At 67.1% G+C, this 23206-nt stretch carries 24 protein-coding genes and 1 riboswitch; of the genes, 14 read left to right on the top strand and 10 right to left on the bottom strand.

The genetic code is table 11. The features are described 5' to 3' along the window. The first annotated feature begins 5 nt into the window (after positions 1-5). From Q0581_RS13760 to Q0581_RS13745, 4 genes are all read left to right on the top strand, one after another. Entirely contained in the window at positions 6-2567 is a 2562-nt protein-coding gene (locus Q0581_RS13760) for a heavy metal translocating P-type ATPase (protein ID WP_298701035.1), read from the top strand. Positions 2568-2597: 30 nt separating this feature from the next. After that, positions 2598-3035, top strand: coding sequence for a DUF305 domain-containing protein (locus Q0581_RS13755; RefSeq protein WP_298701034.1), 438 nt, complete (start codon positions 2598-2600; stop codon positions 3033-3035). A gap of 115 nt (positions 3036-3150) precedes the next feature. Next, entirely contained in the window at positions 3151-3456 is a 306-nt protein-coding gene (locus Q0581_RS13750) for a hypothetical protein (protein ID WP_293826839.1), read from the top strand. Next, positions 3456-4580, top strand: coding sequence for an acyltransferase (locus Q0581_RS13745; protein ID WP_298701033.1), 1125 nt, complete (start codon positions 3456-3458; stop codon positions 4578-4580). The genes Q0581_RS13750 and Q0581_RS13745 overlap by 1 nt, the downstream gene beginning before the upstream one ends. Before the next feature lie 6 nt (positions 4581-4586). Here the strand turns inward: Q0581_RS13745 and Q0581_RS13740 are convergent, their stop codons facing one another. Beyond that, positions 4587-5957 carry a hypothetical protein gene (locus Q0581_RS13740; RefSeq protein ID WP_293826842.1) on the bottom strand — a complete coding sequence of 457 codons (1371 nt, stop codon included), beginning with the start codon at positions 5955-5957 and terminating at the stop codon, positions 4587-4589. Positions 5958-6031: 74 nt separating this feature from the next. Then, positions 6032-7093: a hypothetical protein gene (locus tag Q0581_RS13735; protein ID WP_298701032.1), complete on the bottom strand. Its 1062-nt coding sequence runs from the start codon at positions 7091-7093 to the stop codon at positions 6032-6034. A gap of 164 nt (positions 7094-7257) precedes the next feature. Here Q0581_RS13735 and Q0581_RS13730 point away from each other — a divergent pair, with 164 nt between their 5' ends. Both Q0581_RS13730 and Q0581_RS13725 read left to right on the top strand, forming a co-directional pair. Further along, entirely contained in the window at positions 7258-7734 is a 477-nt protein-coding gene (locus tag Q0581_RS13730) for a hypothetical protein (protein WP_293826846.1), read from the top strand. Continuing rightward, a complete protein-coding gene (locus Q0581_RS13725; RefSeq protein WP_298701031.1) occupies positions 7727-8272 on the top strand; it encodes a hypothetical protein in 546 nt (181 codons plus the stop codon). Before Q0581_RS13730 ends, Q0581_RS13725 begins: the two co-directional genes overlap by 8 nt. Positions 8273-8493: 221 nt before the next feature. On the opposite strand, the gene Q0581_RS13720 is transcribed toward Q0581_RS13725, so the two are convergent. The 4 genes from Q0581_RS13720 to Q0581_RS13705 all read right to left on the bottom strand — a co-directional run bounded on the left by Q0581_RS13720 (position 8494) and on the right by Q0581_RS13705 (position 11618). After that, positions 8494-8979, bottom strand: coding sequence for a PA2169 family four-helix-bundle protein (locus Q0581_RS13720; RefSeq protein ID WP_298701030.1), 486 nt, complete (start codon positions 8977-8979; stop codon positions 8494-8496). 65 nt (positions 8980-9044) lie between these two features. Then, positions 9045-9848, bottom strand: coding sequence for a tryptophan 2,3-dioxygenase (locus tag Q0581_RS13715; RefSeq protein WP_298701028.1), 804 nt, complete (start codon positions 9846-9848; stop codon positions 9045-9047). A gap of 57 nt (positions 9849-9905) precedes the next feature. Then, the gene (locus Q0581_RS13710) at positions 9906-10427 is read right to left on the bottom strand and encodes a CHAP domain-containing protein (RefSeq protein WP_298701027.1); all 522 of its coding nucleotides are present in this window, start codon (positions 10425-10427) and stop codon (positions 9906-9908) included. A 36-nt stretch (positions 10428-10463) separates the two neighbouring features. Beyond that, positions 10464-11618, bottom strand: coding sequence for an acyltransferase (locus tag Q0581_RS13705; RefSeq protein ID WP_298701026.1), 1155 nt, complete (start codon positions 11616-11618; stop codon positions 10464-10466). Between the two features lie 46 nt (positions 11619-11664). Here Q0581_RS13705 and Q0581_RS13700 point away from each other — a divergent pair, with 46 nt between their 5' ends. Both Q0581_RS13700 and Q0581_RS13695 read left to right on the top strand, forming a co-directional pair. Next, entirely contained in the window at positions 11665-12147 is a 483-nt protein-coding gene (locus Q0581_RS13700) for a hypothetical protein (protein WP_298701025.1), read from the top strand. Between the two features lie 53 nt (positions 12148-12200). Continuing rightward, complete coding sequence (locus Q0581_RS13695) at positions 12201-12983, top strand: hypothetical protein (RefSeq protein WP_298701024.1); 783 nt, start codon at positions 12201-12203, stop codon at positions 12981-12983. Here the strand turns inward: Q0581_RS13695 and ald are convergent. Beyond that, complete coding sequence (ald, locus tag Q0581_RS13690; protein WP_298701023.1) at positions 12980-14098, bottom strand: alanine dehydrogenase; 1119 nt, start codon at positions 14096-14098, stop codon at positions 12980-12982. The two genes, Q0581_RS13695 and ald, sit on opposite strands and share 4 nt — an antisense overlap. A gap of 146 nt (positions 14099-14244) precedes the next feature. On the opposite strand from ald, the gene Q0581_RS13685 reads away from it, so the two are divergent. From Q0581_RS13685 to ruvB, 5 genes are all read left to right on the top strand, one after another. Then, a complete protein-coding gene (locus tag Q0581_RS13685; protein ID WP_298701022.1) occupies positions 14245-14721 on the top strand; it encodes an Lrp/AsnC family transcriptional regulator in 477 nt (158 codons plus the stop codon). A gap of 78 nt (positions 14722-14799) precedes the next feature. Continuing rightward, positions 14800-15492: an MgtC/SapB family protein gene (locus Q0581_RS13680; RefSeq protein ID WP_298701021.1), complete on the top strand. Its 693-nt coding sequence runs from the start codon at positions 14800-14802 to the stop codon at positions 15490-15492. Positions 15493-15548: 56 nt separating this feature from the next. After that, the gene (gene ruvC, locus Q0581_RS13675) at positions 15549-16049 is read left to right on the top strand and encodes a crossover junction endodeoxyribonuclease RuvC (protein ID WP_298701020.1); all 501 of its coding nucleotides are present in this window, start codon (positions 15549-15551) and stop codon (positions 16047-16049) included. Beyond that, complete coding sequence (gene ruvA, locus Q0581_RS13670) at positions 16046-16663, top strand: Holliday junction branch migration protein RuvA (protein WP_298701019.1); 618 nt, start codon at positions 16046-16048, stop codon at positions 16661-16663. Before ruvC ends, ruvA begins: the two co-directional genes overlap by 4 nt. Then, positions 16660-17697 (top strand): Holliday junction branch migration DNA helicase RuvB, encoded by a 1038-nt coding sequence (ruvB, locus tag Q0581_RS13665; RefSeq protein ID WP_298701018.1) that lies wholly within the window; start codon positions 16660-16662, stop codon positions 17695-17697. Before ruvA ends, ruvB begins: the two co-directional genes overlap by 4 nt. Before the next feature lie 9 nt (positions 17698-17706). Here the strand turns inward: ruvB and acs are convergent, their stop codons facing one another. The 3 genes from acs to Q0581_RS13650 are packed head-to-tail and all read right to left on the bottom strand — an operon-like array spanning position 17707 to position 21442. After that, complete coding sequence (gene acs, locus Q0581_RS13660) at positions 17707-19653, bottom strand: acetate--CoA ligase (protein WP_298701017.1); 1947 nt, start codon at positions 19651-19653, stop codon at positions 17707-17709. After that, positions 19650-20504: a ribokinase gene (locus tag Q0581_RS13655; RefSeq protein ID WP_298701016.1), complete on the bottom strand. Its 855-nt coding sequence runs from the start codon at positions 20502-20504 to the stop codon at positions 19650-19652. The genes acs and Q0581_RS13655 overlap by 4 nt, the downstream gene beginning before the upstream one ends. Further along, entirely contained in the window at positions 20501-21442 is a 942-nt protein-coding gene (locus tag Q0581_RS13650) for a nucleoside hydrolase (protein ID WP_298701015.1), read from the bottom strand. Before Q0581_RS13650 ends, Q0581_RS13655 begins: the two co-directional genes overlap by 4 nt. An 87-nt stretch (positions 21443-21529) precedes the next feature. Next, positions 21530-21637: riboswitch (TPP riboswitch) on the top strand. 56 nt (positions 21638-21693) lie between these two features. Here Q0581_RS13650 and thiC point away from each other — a divergent pair. Then, positions 21694-23206: phosphomethylpyrimidine synthase ThiC (gene thiC / locus Q0581_RS13645; RefSeq protein ID WP_298701014.1), on the top strand; the 1513-nt coding region annotated here is incomplete at its 3' end.

Raw genomic sequence — 23206 nt, 5'->3', positions numbered from 1 at the left:
CGATCATGCCCAAGACCCTCCGCCTCAACATTCCCGTCCTCCTGCCTCATGCGCCCGATGTGCAGGACGGCTGCGTTGGACGGCTGATCGCGCTGTTGCGGGCCGAACCCGGCGTCTCTGAGGCGCATGTCGCCGAAGGCGAGGGAGGCCCAGAGCTTTGCATCCATTACGACCCCGACCAGCTGTCGCTGGCTCAGGTCCGTCGCCGTGCGCGTCAGGCCGGAGCCGAGGTCAGTGAGCGTTTCGGGCATCTCGTCGGGCGAGTGGAGGGTGTCCGCCACGCCCGGCACGCCCGCACGCTCGCGGCCGCGCTCGGCGAAGAAGCCGGCGTGATCGAGGCGGTGCTGGATCCGGCTGGCGCTCTGCGCCTGGAGTTCGACCGGCAGATCACGAACCGTGAGACGCTTGTCGATCGCCTTGCGAGCCACGGCCTCGCACTGGTCGGAGCGACGGAGGACGCTGCTTCAGCCACTGCAAAGCGCCCTGATGCGCAGCCGACTGCGCCATCCGATGACGAGGCCAGTCATACGCCCGATGACGGTCACGGCCATGGCCACTTCGATGGCGATGGCCATGACCACGGACATTCCGAAGGCGACGGGCACGACCATGGTCATGGCGGCTTCCTCGGACCCAACACGGAGCTCATTTTCGCGGTCGGCAGCGGTGTCGCGCTCACGATTGGTTGGCTGATCGAGAAATTCATTCCGGGCGTGCCGGGATGGCTGCCCTTCGGCCTTTTCCTGATCGCCTATGCCTTGGGCGGCTGGTTCACGGTCGGCGAGGCTGTCGGGAATCTGCGGCGCAAGCGTTTCGAGATCGACACCCTGATGCTGGTGGCCGCAGCCGGCGCCGCGGCGCTCGGAGCCTGGGCGGAAGGGGCGCTGCTACTGTTCCTGTTCAGCCTCGGGCACGCCCTCGAACACTTCGCGATGGGTCGCGCCAAGAAGGCGATCGAGGCTCTGGCCGCCTTGGCCCCGCGCACCGCTCATGTGCGGCGAGGAGAGGCCGTCGTCGAACTTCCGGTCGAAGAGCTGGAAGTCGGCGACCTCGTCGTCGTCCGGCCGAACGAGCGTCTCCCGGCCGACGGCTTCGTCGTGAAGGGAACATCCAGCGTGAACCAGGCTCCCGTGACAGGGGAGAGCATTCCGGTGGACAAGCAGCCTGTCCTGAACCCCGAGGAGGCCCGCGCCAAGCCGGCGAATGTCTCGGCGGCGTCGGTGGTCTTCGCCGGCACCATTAACGGCGGCGGCGCCATCGAGATCGAAACGACGCGTCGATCCAACGACACCACCTTGGCCAAGGTCGTCCGGATGGTGAGTGAGGCCGAGACCCAAAAGTCGCCGACCCAGCGCTTCACTGATCGCTTCGAGCGCGTCTTCGTGCCCCTCGTGCTCGGTCTGGCCTTCGTCCTCCTGTTTGCATGGGTTGTCGTCGACGAGCCGTTCCGCGACAGCTTCTATCGGGCGATGGCCGTGCTGGTGGCCGCCAGTCCGTGCGCTCTCGCGATCGCCACGCCGAGCGCGGTTTTGTCCGGGGTCGCCCGGGCGGCCCGCGCCGGGGTTCTCGTCAAGGGTGGCGCGCCGCTCGAAAACCTGGGAGCGCTCGACGCCATCGCGTTTGACAAGACCGGGACGCTGACCGAGGGGCGGCCGCGGATCACCGATGTCGTTCCGTTCGGCCAGACGACAGAGAGCGAGCTCCTGGAGATTGCTGTCGCGGTCGAACGGCTCAGCGATCACCCCTTGGCGGAAGCGATCGTCCGCGACGGAAGCCAGCGGTTGGTCGCCGCCCCCGTTCGAACCGCAACGGATTTGCGTAGCCTGACTGGCAAGGGCGTCACGGCACGCCTGGACGACCAGGATGTTTGGATCGGCAAACCGGAGATGTTCGGTTCGGAGGCCATCGCTCCGCTCGCACCGGACACCGAGATCGCCGTCGCGGCCCTTCGAAACCAGGGACGGACGCTCATGGTGGTTCGCCGCGGGACAAAGGATCTCGGGGTCATCGGCCTTCTCGACACGCCTCGGGCCAAGGCGCGCGAGACCCTTACCGCGCTCCGCGCGCTCGGCATTCGCCGCATGATCATGATCTCGGGCGACCACCAGAAGGCGGCCCAGGCGGTGGCCGGTCAGGTCGGGCTGACCGAGGCGTGGGGCGACCTGATGCCGGAGGACAAGGTCGACGCCATCAAGAAACTCCGGGCGGAGACCAAGGTCGCCATGGTCGGCGATGGCGTCAACGATGCTCCGGCGATGGCCACCGCGACGGTCGGCGTCGCCATGGGTGCGGCGGGATCGGACGTCGCCCTGGAGACCGCTGACGTAGCCTTGATGGCGGATGATTTGTCGAAGTTGCCCTTCACCGTGGGTCTCAGCCGTCAAACCCGCCGCATCATCCGCCAGAACCTGTTCGTCAGCCTCGGGGTCGTGGCGTTCCTCGTCCCGGCGACGATCCTCGGTCTCGGCATCGGCCCTGCCGTCGCCCTCCACGAGGGTTCCACCCTGCTGGTCGTCTTCAACGCGCTTCGCCTTCTGGCGTGGCGCGGTCCGCGCGGCGTCGAATGACCCGCCTTCAGGAAAGCAAAGGATAGTCCAATGAAACGTCTCGGCTGGGTTGGCGTCATCGCCGCCTTTCTCCTGATCTCGGTCTTCGGCTTCGGGATGCTCTCGCGGCAGGATCGCCCGGCGCCGGAGCCGACGGCAGTCGATGCACGCCCGATCGACCAGCATGCCGGGCACGGCGATGCCGCCTCGGATAATCCCGCCACCCGTTCCTACAAGGAGGCGAACGAGCGGATGCACGCCGCTATGAACATCGACTACAGCGGCGACGCCGATGTCGACTTCATGCGCGGGATGATCGCCCACCACGAGGGGGCGGTCGCCATGGCAAGGATTGCGCTCGACCAAGGTTCGGATCCCGAGGTCAAGGGCCTCGCGGAGGAGATCATTCGGACTCAGGAAGCTGAAATTGTCCGTATGCGGGTGTGGCTGGCCAACCGCGCGGCTCGCCCGGCGGACGCGCAGGGCTGAAGCCATGGGGGGCAAGCGATCCCCGATCCGGAGCAAGGCTCCTCGATGGCGTCCAGGGCGCTACAAGGGGCGCGGCCGGTCCAAGCTATATGGGAGGCCAGAGCCGTTCCGGCCGGTGCAGGACACACTGATCGCGATTGGCGCGAGCCTCGTCGCCGGCGCGATCGTCTTCTGTCTCGCCGTACCGCTGGCGGCGACCTACCGCATCCCGGTGTTCGTGTCCTTCGGCGTTCTCATGTCGCTCCTGGCGATCATGACCTATCGTCTCGGGCGGAAGGGGCAGGCTGGACGGGTCATGACCGCCGCCATGGCGGCTGTATGTCTCTTGGGGTTCGGCCTTCTTGTTCTGACGCGAGATCAGTTGCAGTTCGCTCCACGTCATCACGATCACCCCGCAGCGGCCGGACAGGCACGACCCTGATGATTGCATCGGAGCACGCACGGCCGCAGCCCGTCAGGATTTCGCGGGGTGGTTGGCTCGATATCCTGCGCTTTGTCGCCGGCTCGCTGATCATTCTTTACCACTTCCGCGAAGCGGCCCCGACGCCTTTGGGTCAGTTCCACCCGGTGTTCGACCGGGGCTATCTCCTGACAAATTTCTTCATCATCGACTCCGGGTACGTCCTTGCCCGGATCTACGGCGACGGCTTCGCGGCCCGCGCAATCCCGCTACACGCCTATGTCCGCCAGCGCCTTCTTCGCGTCGCGCCCTCTCATCTGGTGGTCGTCGGCGCGCTGGCGCTGTTGATCGCCCTCGCCGGGCTTTTGGGGATCGCCCCGAGCAATCCGCAGTGGTTCGATTGGGGTCAGCTGCCGGCGCAGGTCTTTCTGGTTCAGGCCTACGGAGTTCCAGGCGGGCTGGGGTGGAACGCGCCGACCTGGACGCTATCCGCCCTTCTCGGCTGCTACCTTCTACTTCCCTGGATATGCCGCCTGCTCTGGCGGCTCGATCCTTGGACCGTGGTGATCGGCGCCGGCTTGTTGATGATTGCCACAGACTGGGCGTGCCGGACATGGCTCGGCGAGCCCCTCTACCGCCTGCCTCTGAGGTTCGGGTTCATTCGAGCGCTTCCGCTGTTCCTCCTTGGGGTCGCCGCCGCTCTTTTTGGATCACGCATCTATTCGACGCCGATATGGGCTGGCCGCATCGGTCTGCTCGCTTTCGTAGGTCTCGTCGCGGCGCAAGTCATCGGCCACTTCGCTCTTGTCTCGGTGGTCCTGCTGACCGTTCTGATCTGGGCGGCCGGAGCCTTGCCAACCGTGCGGCCATCGAGGCTGATCGAACACCTCGGACTTATGTCGTTCGCCATGTTCCTCACCAATGAGGTGAGCCGGATCGTCTGGTTTGGAGCATTTGACGCCTTCGGTCAGTCTGGCTGGTCGGATGCCGTCCGGTGGGGTGTGTGGACGGCGGGGCTCATCGCGGCTTTCCTTGGTGCTGCGGCTTTCCGCTACGGCTTCGACCGCCCGGTTCAAACAAGGCTCAATCCGCCTCGCCCCCGAACACCGCTGCCCGAGACAAGCGCCGATCGACCGATCGCCTGATGATGCTCAATCCTCGTCATCATCGAGTGCGGCCGGGGGCGGCGTCCAACCATCCGCTTCGAACAGAGCGGTCATTTCGGCGAAGGCTTCTCGGCGGCGCGACCTGAGAAGCATTTGATAGAAGCGGTTCCGAGCATCGACTGACGGAAGCCGTCCCGCACCAGCATTCCTGACAACGCTCAGGAGCAGGGTGCTGGTACCCGCTGCCGCGTAGTTCTGGCCGTTGCCGGCGACCGCGTCGAGCAACTGGTCCAGGGCCGCCGCATCGAGCGTCCCCGCGTAGGGCGTAATGTACTCGCTGAAGTTTGCTTCCGATCCGCGGAAGCTTCCGGAACTGGCGTAGATCTCCACCGCCTGCGCCCATAGCTCCGGAAGAGGAGCGGCGGCGATAGCCTGAGCCAAGGCATCGCGGTCGAGCCCGGCAATCAGCGCGACGATCGGCGCTTGGAACTGAGCAAAGGCGACGCCTTTGAGGATCAACGGGTCCGCCAGATTGGCGGCGTTGGCGTTGTTGACCGTTTCCTGAAGAGCGGTCCGTGTCGGCTCCTGCAGCCGGGGCCAGAAATCTGGGAACGCCGCGACGAACGCGATGGCTCGGGGCCGATCAGCCGGGTCGAGAGTATCGAGCAGGCGGACGATAGCAGGCACGACATCGGGCCAAGCGCCTGCCGCCCGATCGCGAACGGCGACCAAGGCGGACTCGATCTTGGAGCGGAAGCCGACGAGATGAGCCGGGACGCCTTTCAGCAACGACTTCGCCAGCACGGTTCCGAAGTTCCGAATGTTTTGCGGGCGGACCCGGGCGAGGTAGCGCTGCTCGACGTAGTCGAGAATCCGTGCGTGATCCCTGGGAAAGCCCGCCGACTGAACGTCGCCGTCGAAGACCTCAAAGATGGCGCGTCCTTGCAAGGCCTCGTGTCCCAAAACAAGGTCGACGGCGTTGACGAGATGCATCCGGACCAACTCCGGCGTAGGCTCGAAAAGCAGAGCTTCGGCGGAAAAAGCCGGATGAGCGCAGAGGTGGCGGTCTTCGCGGAGGCGTTCGAGTTGCCGGCCTGCAATTTGGCTGATCGCCTGAGTGTTGTTGGCGGCGTCCTCCAGAATCTTCCCTTCGAGCTGCAGCAGCTGCCGGATGTCGCTGATAGCGGTCGCGTTGTCCCATGATTGCAGGAAGGTGGTCGCGGCGGCGTCGCCCATTGCGCTGAGCTCGCGGTATTTAGCAATCAGGTCGTACGCGATGGCGACCCAGGCCGCCGTAAGCGAGGCGCGCAGCGCTCCAGCCTTGTAGGCCCGCACCGCGTCCAGAAAGTAGACGCGAGACTGCGGGTTGCGGACCTTGGTCAGGAGGATGTCGAGGTCTACGAAGCTGGAGTCCATTGTTCCTGCAGAAATGTTGTTTGGTTCAGTCGAGGGGCTGGGAACCTTCGTCGCGCTGCCCGAGGGTTCGGAGGCTATTCGTAAGGCAGCTCTCCGAAGAGGCCGATCATCAGATCGCCCCTGAGCTCGCGGAACGGAATCTCGACGAAATGGTCGCGATGTCTGGGCTTAGCCCGACCATCTCCGGGACCGTTCTTTGTGTGGCCCCTGACGTGCTCGCCGTTCTCCTTGACGTACGGAAGGACCACTAGGCGACCGTGGTTGGTCGAGAGGATTGTGCCTTCGCGCCAAAGCGTCGAGCCATCCTCTCCCTTGTCGCTGGTCGTGGCCTTAACCGTCCAGCCAAGCTGGCCGTCCGGCTCATACCAGAAGACGATCCCGTTGCTGACAAGAACGCGCTCGCCACGCGCCAGCGCCTCGGCGAGCAGGCGTTGCACGCTGGCCAGTTGAAGAAGCTGATTGGCGCGCGGCAGGAGTTCGGCGCGGATCCGGGCCTTTACTTGACCCCAGTGCTGATCGTGGTGAAACTTGAACCCGTTGGCGATCCGGGCGCGCATAGCTTTTTCAGCCGACTTCTCTCCGGCGGGATAGGGCTTGCTCCAGACGTCGTCGGCATTCCGATACAGAACGACCTGCCGCCCGCGGCCATCGAGAAGAGCCATCCAAAGATAGGGGTAGGTTTGCAGCTCTTGCGCCAGAGCCTCCCGATAGGGCTCGGCCTCAATGTGCAGCTTGATTTGATCGATCGGGATCCGGGGCGTGTCCGCGTGGCGTCGGACCGCCTCAGAAAGCATCAGGGCTTCCTCGTCCGCCAGACGTTGCCGCGACTGAAGCGCCTTGCGGACCTTCAAGGTGAGAGAGGTCTTCTCTGTTGCGTCCATCCGCCTCGCGGCGAGCGCCGCCGTCAGGGATGGGTTCAAGGCTTCGGCTACGGAGACAGCGGTGTCTCGATCTGGATGCAAGTCCATCTTCACCCACCCTTCCTCCGAAGGGATGCGGCGGTCTCGCCAGCGCACGCCGCCATCGTCAGTCTCGACCAGTTCAACCATGAACCAACGCTTATGCAGCGGGCGATAGCTCGGCCATATGGCAAGGATCGGATCGTGATCCCGTCGACTGTCTCCCCACTTGATCACGCGCACCTCCCAACTCGAAACGATTTCACCAATCAGCCTGCGATAGCGCAATGCCCGATTGAAGCTTGACGGTTTCTGACAAAACTTGAGATAGCGGCTTCAGGCGCTGGCGTGCGCAGATAGGGCTTCCCATCTCAAGCTCCACAACAGTGGAGAGAATGTTCATGGTGAAGGTTGTCGGCTTTCCTGCCCCTGTCGATGTCGCCGGACTGAAGCCAGGGTCCGCATTCCAGGTGGGTGATTTCGATCCGCCCCTCTATGCCCTGACGGTTAAGGCCGGAGACCGGCTGACGGCCGTCGTTCTGGGACAGGTTAAGGGGCAGGCGACCTCACCTGGATATCTTCAGAACCATGAACTTCCGCGCGAGTGCTACGCTGTCGATGCAGAGCTTGTGATCACCCGAACCGCGAAAACCGAGCGACGGGAGGCGGTGGCGCATGGCGCGCTCGTCTTCGACGGAGGGAACAAGCCCTTCCTCGTCATCGAGCAGACTGATCCGTTCCCCCGCCTGTATGTCGCGCTTGAGACCGGCGAAGCGACGCCGGACAACCCAACGGGCATGTTGCGGATTTACGGAAACTGGATCCTCAAGCTGGTGTCCGCAGGGGAGACCCTCTCCGAGCACACCCTGAATGTCTAAGAAGCGCTACACGGCGGCGGAGGATCTGCTCGAAGGTCTCAAGGGCGACATCCTCTATCTGCTCCTCACGATCCTGGCCCACCGCGAAAAGCAACGCCTGCTCAATCTGGCGAAGATGTCGCGGGAAGACCTCGTGCTCGACCTGGTTCTGCTGGAGAGCGGGACGCGCGACATTGTCGCGCGGCTTACAGCTCTGGACGACGACGGATCGGGGTCACGGTCGTTCCCAAACGCTTTGGCGGCTATGAACCGTGAGGGGTTGGAAGCGAAGAGGGCCGAGGAGCTGAAGAAGCAGGTCAAGGCGTATCGGGGAGCGGTCAACGATCTCAAGATCAACCATCGAAACAGCTACATCAGTCATGTGCAGGAGTTCGCCGAAGTCGTCCCCCGCATCGTCGATAAACCCGTGCGTTTCGAGACGGCAGCGGGCCTCGCCGTCAACGTTCTCGACGCATTGATGGGGCGACAGGTGGGATATCGATTCCGGGTTGGCTCACAGGAACCGGAAATAGACTTGCCTGCGCGTCTCTCCGCTTAGAAATCGCACGAGGACGCTCTACAACCGGACGCATACAGCGATCTTAGGCCTTGCCTGTGGGGGCTGCCGCCTTACACAAATCCTTACACACTCGCCTTCTTTGTGATAGATTGTATTTAAGTATCAGTGGTTTGATGCTGGCGTGTGTGACTTAAAATCCGTCGACTTCGGTCATGCGGGTTCGACCCCCGCCGCTCGCACCACGCCCCGGCCGGGGCGGATCAGTTCGGATACAGCCGCCCGTCGGCGTCGGCGCGTCCTTCACGGCTGTGCTTCAGGTCGCGCATCTGGTCGTGGCCCTCGCGGACGGTTCCATAGGCGCGGCGGATGGTTTCGCGGGTGGTGGCCGAGACGTCGCTGTCTTCCAGCGCCTTTTCAAAGCGCGCCTTGATGAAATCCTCGCCCTGTTCGACCGTATTCACCACCGCCTGTTCGTCGCGCAGCAGGGCGTGCTTGATGTCCAGAAAGGCGCGGTGGGCCTTGGCCAGGATCGAACCGTCATCCTCGGGCTCGCCGCCCAGGGTGCGCACCGTGCCCTGCAGGTCGTCGGCCACGCGGCGGCGCTCGAAGCTGCGCTGTTCGAACAGGCCGCGATAGGCGGCGTTCTCGGTCTCGGCGGCGGCCTCGCGATAGCCGTCGGCGCTGTCCAGAGTGGTCTCGATCAGACCGTTCAGGACCTTGATGTCGTGGGCGTTGGGGCTGGTCATCGGGCGGCTCCTCTTGGAAATGGCCGCCTGCCTAACCCCCTGTCGTGCGGTTTGGTTTCAGCCCGTCACAGCGCCGTGCGCAGCGACCACAGCTCGGGGAAGCAGCGCCGCTTCAGGGTTTCGGTCAGATAGCCGACCCCATCGGTGCCGCCGGTGCCGCGCTTGCGGCCGATGATCCGCTCGACCGTCACCACATGCTTGTGCCGCCAGGTCAGAAGGGCGTCGTCCAGATCCACCAGCTTCTCGGCCAGCTGATAAAGCGGCCACCAGGTCACGGGGTCGCGATAGACGGTCAGCCAGGCGTCCTCGACCGCCTGCGACGCCTCATAGGGCTGGCTGACGTCGCGGTTCAGCACCTCGACCGGGATGGGCAGGCCGGCGATGGCCAATTGCGCCAGGGCGTCGTCATACAGGCTGGGCGCCGCCAGCGCCGCCTTCAGCGCCGCATGGGCTTGCGGGCGTCCTTCATGATAGCGCAGGAAGCGGGCGTCCTTCAGGCCCAGCATGGCCTCGAAACGGCGGAACTGGTCGCTCTGGAACCCGGACGAGCCGCCCAGAACGCCTCGGAAGCTCAGATAGTCGGCCGGGGTCATGGTGGCCAGGATGTCCCAGCTCTGGGTCATCACCGACTGGATACGGCTGACGCGCGCCAGGCTCTTGTAGGCCGGAACCAGATCGCCCGCCCGCACCAGCGACTGGGCCAGCGCCACCTCGTGCAGGATCTGCTTCAGCCACAGTTCCTTGGTCTGGTGGATGATGACGAACAGCATTTCATCATGCTGGTCCGAGATCGGATGCTGGGCTTCCAGCAGGGTGTCCAGCGTCAGATAGCCGGCATAGGTCATGTCGGAGGGGGCGGTGTCGCTCATGCCCTCCCTATCGCGCGGACGGGGCGGCGGCTCAACCTTGGAGGATCGCGATGGGGCTTATTGCGCGCCCGAGGCGCCGGCCTGGGCCACGCGGGTTCCGGCGTTCAGGGCCGCGCCGGCTTCCTTGTAGATGAAGCCATAGGTCGGATAGACGGTCGTGCCCAGGTCGCGGATGGGGTTGTACCAGACCTTGACGCGGGACCAGTCGCCCTGGCCCGAGACGTCGACCACGGTGACGTTCTCCTCGACCCGGCCGCGGCTGCCGCCCCAGTTGGCGTGGGTCACGCGGATCACGCGGTCGGTCAGGATGTCGGAAACCACGGCGACGTGGCCGCGGGTCATGGCGCCATGCGGCTGGAACACCAGGACCGAGCCGGTTTCGGGGGCATCGCCGGTGCGGAATTTGTCGACCGCCTGACGCCACCAGGTCCAGGCGTCGCCGAAGATGTTGATGCCCGACAGCATGCGCGCGAAGGTCACGCACTGCCAGTACGGCTGGTCAGCCTGAGCCGTGGGGGCGCCGAGGGCGAAAAAGCCGAGGGTCGCCGCAACCACTGCGGCCGAAAGCCGTTTCATCATCCGGTTTGTTTCCGACTGTTACGCCCGAAGCCAGCCTTAGACGATAGTTTCGCCGGGTTGAAGAACCCTTTCAGGCGAATTCGTGCGCGAATTCGCCGCACCGGCGCGCCTGTCGGCAAGCCGCCGCAGCCAGGTCCGCGCCGGGCGCTCCACCAGATGATGCGCCACCATGGCCGCCACAGGCAGGCCCGCGATCACCGCCGCCCAGGCCCACAGGGGCAACGCCTTGTCCGCCGCGCCCGTCGCCTTGGCCGCCAGATTCACCGCCAGCAGCTGCCAAGGCGCACAGACCATGTAGAGGGCGTAGGAAATCTCGCCCAGATAGACGGCGGGGCCAGAGGCCATGACGCCCGCCCGCGCATTGGCCACAGACCCCAGCCCCAGGATCATCAGGCCGCCGAACAGCACGGTGATCCCGTCCCAGGCCATCAGCGAGGCCGAGGCGATCATGCCCAGGGCCGCGCCCGCCGCGACCAGGCCGCCATGGCGCACCCCGCCGCTGCGATGCACCAGATAGAAGGCGCAGCCATAGGCGAAGCACGGCACGATCCGCAGCGCGCCCCAATGGAAGGTCGCCTGGGTCAGGGAAAAGCCCGCGACCCGCTCGAACACCAGATAGGTCGCGCACAACAGGGCGCCGGCCCCCACGGCCGCCGACACCGGCCGCGACCGCAGCCGCCAGGCCACGAAGGCGAAGACCGGAAAGGTCAGATAGGCGAACCATTCGGCCGAGATCGACCAGGACGGATGGTTCCAGCCGGCGGCGTTGGTGACGCCCCAGGCGTGGATCATCAGCAGATTGGCCGGAAGCGTCTCCCAGCTCAGGATATTGCCGTCGATGCTCATGCCCGCGGCCACGGCCGCGACACCCAGGGCGCCGACGCCGACCAGGGTGGCCAGATGCAGCGGATAGACCCGCGCGATCCGCGCCCACAGGAAGCCGCCGTAGCGATACCGCTTTTCGCCCACCGCCTGCAGATAGACGTGGCTCAGGATGAAGCCCGACAGGACGAAGAACAGTTCGACGCCCAGATAGCCCTTGGCCGCCAGATGGGGCGTGAACCCCACGTCCAAATTGGGCCAGAAGGTGTACAGCACCACCCAGGCGGCGGCCATGAACCGCAGCGCCGTCAACGGCTTCAGATCGGCTGGAGGGCCGGGGACAGAGGTGTCGGGCGGGGTCGCGGTCATGATCGCACCATGGATCGGATGACTTTTTTTCGCGTTAAGGCGGCGAATGACCGAAATCGCCTATCCCCGACCCTACGCCCAACCCGCCCGCCCGCTGTCGATGTCCGAATGGGTCGAAAAGGCCGCCGAGACGGCCGGGCTGGACCCCGCCCACGCCTGGGCCGCCATGTCCGCCGCTCTGGGCCTGCTGCACAAACATGCACAGCCGGCTGCGCTTCAGCCCCTGTATGACGCCGTGGAAGGCGCCGAGCTGCTGGCCCGTTCGGACGAGGCGAAGCCCACCGCCGGCGGTGGTCTGTTCGGCGGGGTGTTGAAAAGCGCCGGCGGCGTCTCGGGCCAGGCCATGGCCGACGCCATGGGCGCGCTGGACCGGATGAAGAAGCAGGGCGTGTCCAGCGATGCGCTGAAACGCCTCCTGCCCGCCGCGCGACAGGCGCTGGAAGCGGCGACCGGCCGGGACGTCCTGGGCCAGGCCATCGAGACCGTGCCCGGCCTGGGCGGTCTGTTGGGCGCCCGGCCCCAGGCTTAAGCGGATCGAAAGCCTGCCGCCCTAGCCTGATCGCCGAACCACGGAAGATCAGAATGATCGCGATCCAGACCTTGGCGGCCACGCCGCTTCAGCCTTCGCGCACCTCCGTCCGCGACGCCGCGCCCCGCCCGTTGCGGGACGAGAAATCGGGCCAACCCCTGCCGTTGCTGCCCCTGCCGTCGCTGGCCCAGACCCAGGATGCGCGAAAGGCCCAGGCCAAGGACATGGCCGCCAAAAAGGTCCAGGCCGTGCGCGAGCGCATGAATGCGCTGAAGCTGATGGTGAAGATCGACCCCCGGGCCGCGCTGAAGATGACCGCCCAGTTCGCCAAGGAACTGCGCGCGGCGGTCCAGGAATTCGTCGATGCCGGGGGCCGCAACCCCACCAACGGCGAAATGAAGATGGCCATGCGCGATGCGGAACAGGCGCGCGACGCCGCCGACTTCGCCGCCCAGGGCGTCCCGGCCGATCCGGGCGTGACGCCGACCGATGAAACCCCGGCCCCGATCGACGCCGAGGCCCGGCGCGCCCAGGCGACCTATGCCGCCGCCGCCGGCATGGCCCAGGACGCCGACGGCGCCGCAGACCGTCTGGAGGCCGTGGTCGGCGCGGCCTTCGCAGACATGGGCTTCTTCGAACAGGTCAAGCTGGCGCTGGGCGACATCAAGTTGGCGCGCGACAAGATCAGGGCCGACTGGGCCCACCCCAAGGCGCCGTCGAAAGACGACTGGAAGGCCGCCGACCGCGAACTGGCCGAACTGGAGCGCGCCATCGACCTGGCGCCGACCGGCATGCCGGAGCCGCCGCAGACGACCCCGGCCACGGTTACGATCTAGCCGTGGGCCCAGACGCCGAAGGGGTCGGACCAGGGCAGGTCCATCGCTTCGGCCACCGCGGGATAGGTGATCTCGCCCTTCAGCACATTCAGACCGCGCGCCAGGTGCGGGTTCTGCTTCAGCGCCTCCAAGCCATGATCCGCCAGGGCCAGGCCGAACGGCAGGGTGGCGTTGTTCAGCGCCTCTGAACTGGTGCGCGGGGCGGCGCCGGGCATGTTGGCCACGCAGTAATGGACCACGCCGTCGACCACGAAGGTCGGATCTTCGTGGGTGGTGGCCCTGGACGTCTCGAAACAGCCGCCCTGGTCGATGGCGACGTCGACCAGCACCGAGCCGGGCTTCATCTGCTTCAGGTGGTCGCGCTTGATCAGCTTGGGCGCCTCGGCCCCCGGCACCAGAACCGCGCCGATGATGACATCGGCCTTGACCAGTTCTTCCTCGATGGCGCCGATGGACGAATAGCGGGTGACCACCCGGCCGCCCGTCACTTCGTCGATATAGGCCATGCGGGGGATGGAGCGTTCCATCACCACCACCTCGGCGCCCAGGCCGGCGGCCATGCGCGCGGCGTTCAGCCCCACCACGCCCCCGCCCAGCACCAGCACCCGCGCAGGCGCCACGCCCGGCACGCCGCAGAACAACAGGCCCATGCCGCCGTTGTGCTTCAACAGGGTCTCGGCGGCCGAGAACACGGCGATGCGCCCGGCCACTTCCGACATGGGCGCCAGCAGAGGCAGGCCGCCCTTGGCGTCGGTCACCGTCTCATAGGCGATGGCGGCGCATTTGGACGCGATCAGGCCGCGCGTCTGTTCCGGGTCCGGCGCTAGGTGCAGATAGGTGAACAGGATCTGGTCTTCGCGCAGCATCTCCCATTCGACCTTCTGCGGCTCCTTGACCTTCACGATCATGTCGCTGTTGGCGAAGATCTCGGCCGCGGTCGCCACCAGGGAAGCGCCCGCGCGGGTGTAGTCCTGATCGGTGAAACCGGCGCCCAGGCCGGCGCCCGACTGGATCGAAACCGTATGGCCGTGGGCCACATATTCACGCACCGCCGTCGGCGTCAGGCCGATGCGGTGTTCGTTCTTCTTGATTTCCTTGGGGACGCCGACGCGCATGGGGTTTCCTGACCTATTGAAGGGCGCTCCGACTCTGGCGGCCGGATGCGTTCGGCGCGCACTCTAGCGGCCCGGGCCGCGCATGTTCCTGTTCTTTTCAGTGCATGATCGGCATAAAGTCGCAGCTTCTGCGAAGAAGACCGCTCATGAAGACCGTTTCCGCCGTCACCCTGGATGACATCGACCGCCGCATGCTGCGCGCGCTTCAGAACGACGGGCGCATGACCAACGCCGATCTGGCGCGGATGGTGAACCTGTCGGAAAGCGCCTGTCTGCGTCGCCTGCGGGCGTTGGAGGCTGAGGGGGTCATCAGCCGCTACGCCGCCGTGGTCAACGAACGGGCCGTCGGCCTGCCGATCAGCGTCTTCGTAACCGTGACCCTGTCGTCTCAAGCTGAGAGTGCGCTGACCGCCTTCGAGGCCGCCGTGGCCGGGGTGCCCGAGGTGGTGGAATGCTATCTGATGACCGGCGCCAGCGACTATCTGCTGCGGCTGGTGGTGCGCGACGTCGATGATCTGGAGCGTATCCACGCCCGCGAACTGACCCGCCTGCCCGGCGTCACCCGCGTGTCGTCCAGCGTGGCCATGCGCACGGTGGTCAAACGCTCGGCCCTGCCGCTCTGATCGCTCCTTAGCCGACGACTTGCCGGACGGCCGCATTGGGCCCTAAGGTCAGATCAGTCAGTTTACGGAGTAAAAAATTTGCAGATCGATCTGACCCTGCTCCTCCCCATCGTCGCGGCCATGGCCGCCGGCGGTCTGATCGGGGCCGAACGCAGTTACAACGGACATCAGGCCGGGTTCCGAACCCATATTTTGGTCTGCCTGACCGCCTGCGTCCTGATGCTGGCCGCGATGCATCAGAACGAATGGAGTTTCCTGGCCCTGCCCGGCCAGACGGTGCTGATCGATCCGACGCGGATGCCGCACGGGATCCTGACCGGGATCGGCTTCCTGTGCGCCGGTGTGATCTTCCGCGAGGGGTTTTCGGTCCATGGCCTGACGACAGCGGCGTCTTTGTGGACGACTTCGGCCATTGGCCTGCTGTTCGGGGCGGGCATGTTTCAGCTGGCGATGCTGTCTGTCGGGGCCACCCTTGTGGCCCTTGCGCTGTTGCGTCTGCTGGACGCGCGGATTCCCAGCCGCGCCCTGACGGACATCACCTTGCGGTGGAGCCGGGACGCCGTCCCGCGCGAGGCGACCGTGCGCGATCTCCTGGCCCAATATCGCCTGCGGACCCTGCGCATCGGCCATGTCGTCAGCGCGGATGGCGCGATCCACGAACACCATATCAAGGCGCGGGGTCCGGTGCCCATGGACAGCGACGCCCTGGCCGACCGTCTGGCGGCCGAGCCGGGACTGAGGGGGTTCGCCCTGGCGCCCCGCGACGAATAGGACGCGGCCAAGTCGGTCATTGTCCGTAAACCCTGTTTGCGGCATGACTGGAACGGATGGCGAACGAACCGACTCGAATACTGGGACTGGACCCCGGTCTGCGGCGCACCGGCTGGGGCGTGATCGTGGCCGAGGGATCGCGCCTGCGCTGGATCGCGCACGGCGTCGTGGCCCCGCCCGAGGCCGCGCCTCTGGCTGAACGCCTGCTGCATCTGATGGAGGCGGTGTCCGCGATCTGCGCCGACCACGGCTGTGACGAGGCGGCGATCGAAGAGGTTTTCGTCAATGTGAACCCGGCCTCGACCCTGAAACTGGGCCAGGCGCGCGGGGCGGTGATGCTGGCGCCCGCCCGGTGCGGCCTGTCGGTCGCCGAATACGCCCCCACCCTGATCAAGAAGGCCGTGGTCGGCGCCGGCCACGCCGACAAGGCCCAGATCGCCTTCATGATCCGCCGCCTGCTGCCCGCCGCCGGAGAGGTGAAGGCCGACGCCGCCGACGCCCTGGCCGTGGCCATCACCCATGCGCACCTGCGCCGGCTGCACCGGGTGGCGGCATGATCGGGCGGCTGCGCGGCGTGCTGGCCGAGGTCGAGCCGGACCACTGTGTCATCGACTGCGCCGGCGTGGGCTATGTGGTGGCCTGTGGGGCGCGAACGCTCCAGCGGCTGCCGGCGCCCGGCGACGAGGCGACCCTGCATGTCGAGACGAACTGGAGCCAGGAGAACGGGCCGCGCCTGTATGGCTTCCTGACGCGCGACGACCGCCGCGCCTTCACCACCCTGACCGGGATTCAGGGCGTCGGCCCCAAGGCGGCCTTGAGCGTGCTGGACGTGCTGCCCCCCGGCGAATTGGCCGCCGCCGTGGCGCGCGAGGACAAGGCGGCGGTGGCCCGCGCCAACGGCGTCGGGCCGAAACTGGCCCTGAGGATCGTCACGGAACTGAAAGGCAAGCCGCTGGGCGATCCGTCGTTCACGCCGTCGGCGCCGGGGGTGCAGGCTTCGGCGCCTGCCGCGACGCCCAGCCTGACGGGCGAAGCGGTGTCGGCCCTGCTGGGTCTGGGCATGGCCGAGGTCAATGCGCGCCGGGCCGTCGATCAGGCCATCCTTCGTCTGGGTGAAGACGCCGAGCTGTCGGCGGTGATCAAGACGGCCCTGCAGGAGCTGGGGCGGTGAGCGACGAGCGCATCATCTCCGGCGCCGCCGCGCCCGGCGAGGCCTATGACCGCGCCCTGCGTCCGCAGACGCTGGACGAATTCGTCGGCCAGCCGCAGGCCAAGGCCAATCTGAAGGTCTTCATCGAGGCGGCGCGCAAGCGGGGCGAGGCGCTGGATCACCTGTTGCTGTTCGGGCCGCCCGGCCTGGGCAAGACGACCCTAGCCCAGATCACGGCGCGGGAACTGGGCGTCGGTTTCCGGGCGACTTCCGGCCCGATCCTGGCCAAGGCGGGCGACCTGGCGGCGATCTTGACGAACCTTGAGCCGCGCGACGTCCTGTTCATCGACGAGATCCACCGCCTGGCCCCGGCGGTCGAGGAGATCCTGTATCCGGCCATGGAAGACCATGTGCTGGACCTCATCATCGGCGAGGGGCCGTCGGCGCGGTCGGTGCGCATCGACCTGGCGCCCTTCACCCTGGTGGGGGCGACGACGCGCGCGGGCCTGCTGGCCACGCCGTTGCGGGACCGGTTCGGCATTCCGCTGAGGCTGGAATTCTATTCGGCCGACGACCTGACAAAGGTGGTGATGGGAACCGGGCGCAAGATGGGCGCGGCCCTGAGCGAGGACGGGGCGCTGGAAATCGCGCGGCGGTCGCGCGGCACGCCGCGAGTGGCCGGGCGGCTGTTGCGCCGGGTGCGCGACTTCGCGGACGCCGAGGGGGCGGCGGTCATCGACCGGCTGGCGGCGGCGCGGGCGTTGAGCCGGCTGGAGGTGGACGAGGCGGGACTGGACAGCCTGGACCGCCGTTTCCTGAAGGCGCTGATCGAGAACTACGGCGGCGGGCCGGTCGGCATGGACACCCTGGCCGCCGCGATCGCCGAGGCGCGCGATGCGGTCGAAGATGTGATCGAACCCTATCTGCTGCAACAGGGCTTCATCCAGCGGACCCCCAGGGGCCGCATGGCCTGCGCCCGCGCCTATGCCCACCTGGGCCTGGCGGAACCGCCCAAGGCGCCGCCGCAGGCCGGCGACCTGTTCGACGGCGGCTGAGACCCGGGTTCAGCCCGCCCGGTTCTTCACCAGATCATCCACCACCGACGGATCGGCCAGGGTCGAGGTGTCGCCCAGGGCGCCCAGCTCGTTCTCGGCGATCTTTCTCAAGATCCGCCGCATGATCTTGCCCGACCGGGTCTTGGGCAGGCCCGGCGCCCACTGGATGACGTCGGGCGCGGCGATCGGCCCGATCTCGGCCCGGACGTGCTTGACCAGTTCGGTCTTCAGGGCGTCGCCGGGTTCGATCCCGGCCGCCAGGGTGACATAGGCGTAGATGCCCTGGCCCTTGATGTCGTGGGGGAAGCCGACCACCGCCGCCTCGGACACCGCGTCATGCAGCACCAGGGCGCTCTCGATCTCGGCCGTGCCCATCCGGTGACCCGAGACATTGATCACGTCGTCCACCCGGCCGGTGATCCAATAGTATCCGTCCTCATCGCGGCGGCAGCCGTCGCCGGTGAAATACTTGCCCGGATAGGTGCTGAAATAGGTGTCGAAGAAGCGCTGGGGGTCGCCATAGACCGAGCGCATCTGGCCCGGCCAGCTGTCGGTGATGCACAGATTGCCCGAGACGGCGCCGGTCAGGGGCGCGCCCTCGGCGTCCACGATCTCCAGCTCGACCCCCGGCAGGGGCTTGGTCGCCGACCCCGGCTTCAGGTCGGTCGCGCCGGGCAGGGGCGACACCAGGATGCCGCCGGTTTCAGTCTGCCACCAGGTGTCGACGATGGGCAGGCGGTCTTCGCCCACCACCTCGTGATACCAGCGCCAGGCTTCGGGATTGATCGGCTCGCCCACCGTGCCCAAGAGGCGCAGGGATTTGCGGCTGGCGGCCTTCACCGGTTCGTCGCCTTCGCGCATCAGGGCGCGCAGGGCCGTGGGGGCGGTGTAGAAGACGTCGACCTTGTGCTTGTCCACTACCCGCCAGAAGCGGCTGACGTCGGGATAGTTGGGCACGCCCTCGAACATCAGGGTCGCCCCGCCATTGGCCAGCGGGCCATAGACGACGTAGCTGTGGCCGGTGACCCAGCCCACATCGGCCGTGCACCAGAACAGTTCGCCCGGACGGTGGTCGAAGACGATCTCATGCGTCCAGGCGGCCCAGAACAGGTATCCGCCGGTGGTGTGCAGCACCCCCTTGGGCTTTCCGGTCGAGCCGGAGGTGTAGAGGATGAACAGCGGGTCTTCGGCCCCCATCGGCTCGGGCGGACAGTCGGCGCCGACCCGCGCGGCCTCCAGCGCATAGTCGTAGTCCCGGTCGGCATCCATCGGCACGGCGGCGCCGGTGCGCTTGATGACCAGCACCGAGGTCACGCCCGACACCTTCTTCAGCGCCGCATCGACATTGGCTTTCAGCGGCACGGTCTTGCCGCCGCGTAGCCCCTCGTCGGCGGTGATGACGACCGTCGATCCGCAGTCCTCGATCCGCCCGGCCAGGCTGTCGGGCGAAAAGCCGCCGAACACCACCGAATGCACCGCGCCGATCCGGGCGCAGGCCAGCATGGCGTAGGCGGCCTCGGGGATCATCGGCAGATACAGGGTGACGCGGTCGCCCTTTTCGACCCCATGGGCCTTCAGCACATTGGCCATGCGGCACACGGCGCCGTGCAGTTCGCCATAGGTGATGGTGCGCGATTCGGACGGGTCGTCGCCTTCCCAGACGATGGCCGTCTGGTCGCGCCGCTCGGCCAGGTGCCGGTCGATGCAGTTGACGCTGACGTTCAGCACCCCGTCGCCGAACCAGCGGATGCGGAAATCCTCGGCGTGGAAGGACACGTCCTTGATCTGGGTCGGCGGCTTGATCCAGTCCAGACGCGCGGCCTTTTCCGCCCAGAAGGCGTCGGGGTCCTTCCGCGCCGCCTCGCGCGCGGCCTCATAGGCGGGGCGGTCCATGTGGGCGCGGGCGGCGACATCCGGCATCACCGGATAGACCAGGCGCTCGGGGTGGTGGCTCATGTTCCGCTCCTCAAGATTTGGTCGACCTCGTCACGGGTCGGCAGCGACGTCTGCGCCCCCGGCCGCGTCGCCGCCAGGGCGCCCGCCGCACAGGCGAACCGCAGGGCCTGGTCCGGCGCCATCCCTTCCAGCAGGGCCACGGTGATGGCGCCGACGAAGCAGTCGCCCGCCCCGGTGGCGTCCAGGGCCGTGACCTGGGGCGGCGTCGCCCAGGCCTGTTCGACCCCGCGCAGATACATCGCCGCGCCCCGGGCCCCCTTGGTCACCACCACCCGGCCGCCGCCATGGTGCAGGGCGTCGCCATAGAAGGCGGCCTCGGTCTCGTTGACCACGATCAGGTCGGCCCGGCGCAGCAGCATTTCCGACACCGGCGCGGCCGGCGCCAGATTGGCGCAGACGAAGCCGACCGCCCGACCAACCGCCGCCTCGACCGTGTCGAGGGGCAGCTCCAGCTGCACGATCAGCGGCGTCTCGATCCGTTGCGGCAGGTGTTCGGGCCGCACGGCATGGTTCGCCCCGGCCGCGACCACGATCTGGTTCTCGCCCGCCGGATCGACGGCGATCAGGGCCACGCCGGTGGACAGCATGTCGTCCGCCGCCACCGCGCCCACGTCCAGGTCCGCCTCGAGCAACAAGGCCAGCGCCTCTTCGGCCAGGGCGTCGCGCCCGACCCGGCCGATCATGCAGACATCGCCGCCCAGCCTCTGCGCCGCCAGGGCCTGGTTGGCCCCCTTGCCCCCCGGATGGCGGGCCAGACGGGCGCCGGTCACCGTCTCGCCCGGCGCCGGCAGGCTGGGGCCGGTGGCCACGAAGTCCAGATTGATCGAGCCGACCACGGTGATCGCCGTCATGCCGCGGCCTTTCTCAGGGTGTCGGTGATCAGCTCGAACACGCCCGCCCCGTCCGCCGCCGTGGCCCAGCGATGCCGCGCCTGGTCCGCCGCCACCCGGAACTCCACCGCCGTATGGCCGCGCGTCAGGTCCGACCCCGTCTCCACCCGGATGTCACAGGGCGCCAGGGTGAACAGATCGGGCCGCAGCAGCCAGGCGACCGTGCAGGGGTCATGCACCGGCGGCGCCTCCCAGCCGACGATCTCGCGCTCCACCCGCTGCGAAAAACGCAGCATGGCGGCGGTCCAGCAGGCCGGTTCGCTGTCGATAGCTTCGATGGCCGCGATCCGGTCTTCGGTCGCCCGCACCTGGTGGGTGGCGTCCAGGCCGAACATCACCACGTCGCAGTCGGACGCCAGAACCTCAGCCGCCGCATCCGGGTCGGCCCATATGTTGAACTCTGCGGACGCCGTGATGTTGCCGCCCTCGGCCCGCGCCCCGCCCATCACCGACACCGGCCCCAGCCGCGCCGCCAGATCGGGCGCCTTCCTGAGCGCCAGCGCCAGATTGGTCATCGGCCCCATCACCGCCAGGGCCACCGATCTCGCGGGCCGCGCCATCACCGCCTCGATGATCGCATCGGCTGCATGACCGGGGGCCAGGGGCGCATCCGGCGCGAACGGCGTCAGGTCGCCCAGCCCCTCGGCGCCATGGAACTCTCCCGCTCCCGCCTGCTCGCGCACCAGGGGCCGATCCGCCCCGGCGAAGACCGGCACGTCCGCCCGGCCCGCCACCTGGGCCAGCAGGCGGGCGTTCCGCCCGGTAGCCGACAGGGGCACGTTTCCGCCCACGGCGGTGATGGCCAGCACGTCCAGCGTCGGCGCAGTCAGCGCCAGCATCAGGGCCACAGCGTCATCCACGCCGGGGTCGCAGTCGATGATCAGGGATTGTCGTTTCACATCCGCAGCTTTGACCCGCGCCGCGCCCGCCTGCAACCGCGTATCCGCCTCGACTGGACGCCGCCGCCCGCCCGGCCTATCGTCGCGGCGTTCTCCCGGGGGTGGCAATCGAGCCGCTGAGATAAGGGTCTCTCCCTTGACCGGTCGAACCTGATCCGGGTCATGCCGGCGAAGGGAAGAGACACGGCTTCGCATTTCGCGCAGCCCTCACACCGCGCCGGCGGTCCCTCTTTTTTCGCAAAGAGGCCGCCATGAACGTCCACGTCACCGAACCCCAGGCGCAAGCCGACGAGGCTCAAGCAGCGAGCGACCGCGTCGCGAGCGATAGCCTCCCTCTGAGCGAAGCGAGGAAGAATGTCGCCGACAAGCATGGCCGCGTTCCCACCGGCCCGCGCGAGGGCGGGCGCAAGGTCTATGTGGCGGGCGAGATTTATCCCGACATCCGCGTGCCGTTCCGCGAGGTGGCCGTTCACCCGTCCGCCAACGAGCCGCCGGTGACCATGTACGACAGCTCCGGCCCCTATACTGACCCCAACGTCCGCATCGACATCGCCAAGGGCCTGCCGCGCGTCATGTCGTCCTGGCGGCTGGATCGCGGCGACATCGCCCCGGTCGCCAATCCGCGCGAGGTGAAGCCGGAGGACAACGGTCATGCGTCGGGCAAACACCTGGCCCCGCGCTTCGACGTCTCGAACCACAGGGTGTTCAAGGGCGTCGCCGGCCGACCGGTGACCCAGCTGGAATACGCCCGCGCCGGCATCATCACGCCCGAGATGGAGTTCGTCGCCATCCGCGAGAACCTGCGCCGCGAACAGACCGCCCCCTGCATTCGTGATGGAGAGGATTTCGGCGCCGCCATTCCCGACTTCGTCACGCCCGAGTTCGTGCGTCAGGAAATCGCGCGCGGTCGGGCCATCATCCCCCAGAACATCAACCACCCCGAAGTCGAGCCGATGATCATCGGCCGCAACTTCCTGGTGAAGATCAACGCCAACATCGGCAATTCGGCCGTCCTGTCGTCGGTGGACGACGAGGTCGACAAACTGGTCTGGGCCACCCGCTGGGGCGCCGACAACGTCATGGACCTGTCGACGGGCAGGAATATCCACAACATCCGCGACTGGATCATCCGCAACAGCTCGGTCCCCATCGGCACCGTGCCCATCTATCAGGCGCTGGAGAAGGTGGGCGGCGTGGCCGAGGACCTGACCTTCGACATCTTCGCCGACACCCTGATCGAACAGGCCGAGCAGGGGGTGGACTATTTCACCATCCACGCCGGGGTCCGTCTGCCCTTCGTGCCCCTGACGGCCAACCGCGTCACCGGCATCGTCAGCCGCGGCGGCTCCATCATGGCCAAATGGTGCCTGGCCCACCACAGGGAGAGCTTCCTGTATGAGCGCTTCCCCGAAATCTGCGAGATCCTGCGCGCCTATGACGTCAGCTTCTCACTGGGCGACGGCCTGCGTCCCGGCTCCATCGCCGACGCCAATGACGCGGCGCAATTCGCCGAGTTGCGGACCCTTGGGGAGCTGACCCAGGTCGCCTGGGACCACGGCTGCCAGGTGATGATCGAAGGCCCCGGCCATGTGCCGATGCACAAGATCAAGGCCAATATGGAGGAGCAGCTGAAACACTGCCACGAGGCGCCCTTCTACACCCTGGGCCCCCTGACCACCGACATCGCCCCCGGCTACGACCACATCACATCGGCCATCGGCGCGGCCATGATCGGCTGGTTCGGCACGGCCATGCTCTGCTACG

The sequence above is a fragment of the uncultured Brevundimonas sp. genome (assembly GCF_937863155.1).
Taxonomy (GTDB): Bacteria; Pseudomonadota; Alphaproteobacteria; order Caulobacterales; family Caulobacteraceae; genus Brevundimonas.
Note: the sequence above shows the minus strand (reverse complement) of the source record. Positions and strands in the feature narration are given on the sequence as shown.